The 1194-nt window shown below is 52.5% G+C and carries 13 tRNA genes; all 13 read left to right on the top strand.

The window, feature by feature from the left end:
• Positions 1 to 61: 61 nt before the first annotated feature.
• The 13 genes from ADH90_RS05195 (at position 62) to ADH90_RS05135 (ending at position 1193) form a co-directional block, all read left to right on the top strand.
• Positions 62 to 134: transfer RNA gene (locus tag ADH90_RS05195), tRNA-Asp, on the top strand.
• A 24-nt stretch (positions 135 to 158) separates the two neighbouring features.
• Positions 159 to 231 (top strand) — tRNA-Lys (locus ADH90_RS05190).
• 5 nt (positions 232 to 236) lie between these two features.
• Positions 237 to 318: transfer RNA gene (locus ADH90_RS05185), tRNA-Leu, on the top strand.
• Between the two features lie 12 nt (positions 319 to 330).
• Positions 331 to 403, top strand: a tRNA-Thr gene (locus ADH90_RS05180).
• Between the two features lie 26 nt (positions 404 to 429).
• Positions 430 to 501: transfer RNA gene (locus tag ADH90_RS05175), tRNA-Gly, on the top strand.
• Between the two features lie 7 nt (positions 502 to 508).
• A tRNA-Leu gene (locus tag ADH90_RS05170) sits at positions 509 to 594 on the top strand.
• Between the two features lie 8 nt (positions 595 to 602).
• Positions 603 to 676, top strand: a tRNA-Arg gene (locus ADH90_RS05165).
• Positions 677 to 692: 16 nt separating this feature from the next.
• Positions 693 to 766, top strand: a tRNA-Pro gene (locus tag ADH90_RS05160).
• A gap of 5 nt (positions 767 to 771) precedes the next feature.
• Positions 772 to 845 (top strand) — tRNA-Met (locus ADH90_RS05155).
• Between the two features lie 13 nt (positions 846 to 858).
• Positions 859 to 932, top strand: a tRNA-Ile gene (locus tag ADH90_RS05150).
• A gap of 11 nt (positions 933 to 943) precedes the next feature.
• Positions 944 to 1033, top strand: a tRNA-Ser gene (locus tag ADH90_RS05145).
• A gap of 10 nt (positions 1034 to 1043) precedes the next feature.
• A tRNA-Met gene (locus ADH90_RS05140) sits at positions 1044 to 1117 on the top strand.
• Positions 1118 to 1120: 3 nt separating this feature from the next.
• Positions 1121 to 1193: transfer RNA gene (locus ADH90_RS05135), tRNA-Phe, on the top strand.
• Position 1194 lies beyond the last annotated feature (1 nt).

Here is a 1194-nt window from a genome sequence, read left to right as displayed (position 1 = left end):
GCTGGGAGAGCATCTGCCTTACAAGCAGAGGGTCAGCGGTTCGATCCCGTTAACTCCCATAGGTCCCGTAGTGTAGCGGTTATCACGTCGCCCTGTCACGGCGAAGATCGCGGGTTCGATTCCCGTCGGGACCGTTTAAGATAACGGAAGTTATTTTAGACTCGTTAGCTCAGTTGGTAGAGCAATTGACTTTTAATCAATGGGTCACTGGTTCGAGCCCAGTACGGGTCATCATTGCGGGTTTGGCGGAATTGGCAGACGCACCAGATTTAGGATCTGGCGCTTAACGGCGTGGGGGTTCAAGTCCCTTAACCCGCATCATAGAAATAAGCCGGCTTAGCTCAGTTGGTAGAGCATCTGATTTGTAATCAGAGGGTCGCGTGTTCAAGTCATGTAGCCGGCATTTTTTAATATAACCAAGAGGTCGATGCGAACGTAGTTCAGTGGTAGAACACCACCTTGCCAAGGTGGGGGTCGCGGGTTCGAATCCCGTCGTTCGCTTAGAGAGGCCGGGGTGGCGGAACTGGCAGACGCACAGGACTTAAAATCCTGCGATTGGTAACGATCGTACCGGTTCGATCCCGGTCCTCGGCATATAAAGAGCACCCTTAGCTCAACTGGATAGAGTACCTGACTACGAATCAGGCGGTTAGAGGTTCGACTCCTCTAGGGTGCATTTTTTCTATTTAACTCGGGAAGTAGCTCAGCTTGGTAGAGTACTTGGTTTGGGACCAAGGTGTCGCAGGTTCGAATCCTGTCTTCCCGATTGATGGCGGTGTAGCTCAGCTGGCTAGAGCGTCCGGTTCATACCCGGGAGGTCGGGGGTTCGATCCCCTTCGCCGCTATAATGATCTTGTTGGACCTTTAGCTCAGCTGGTTAGAGCTCTCGGCTCATAACCGAGTGGTCGTAGGTTCAAGTCCTACAAGGTCCATTAAATACTATGGAGGATTACCCAAGTCCGGCTGAAGGGAACGGTCTTGAAAACCGTCAGGCGTGTAAAAGCGTGCGTGGGTTCGAATCCCACATCCTCCTTTATTATTAACGCGGGATGGAGCAGCTCGGTAGCTCGTCGGGCTCATAACCCGAAGGTCGTAGGTTCAAATCCTGCTCCCGCAATAAGGCTCGGTAGCTCAGTTGGTAGAGCAATGGATTGAAGCTCCATGTGTCGGCGGTTCGATTCCGTCTCGCGCCAT

The organism is Streptococcus pseudopneumoniae, from assembly GCF_001073085.1.
GTDB classification, from domain to species: domain Bacteria; phylum Bacillota; class Bacilli; order Lactobacillales; family Streptococcaceae; genus Streptococcus; species Streptococcus pseudopneumoniae_M.
The sequence above is the reverse complement of the archived record's forward strand: the minus strand, read 5'-3'. Positions and strand labels throughout refer to the sequence as shown.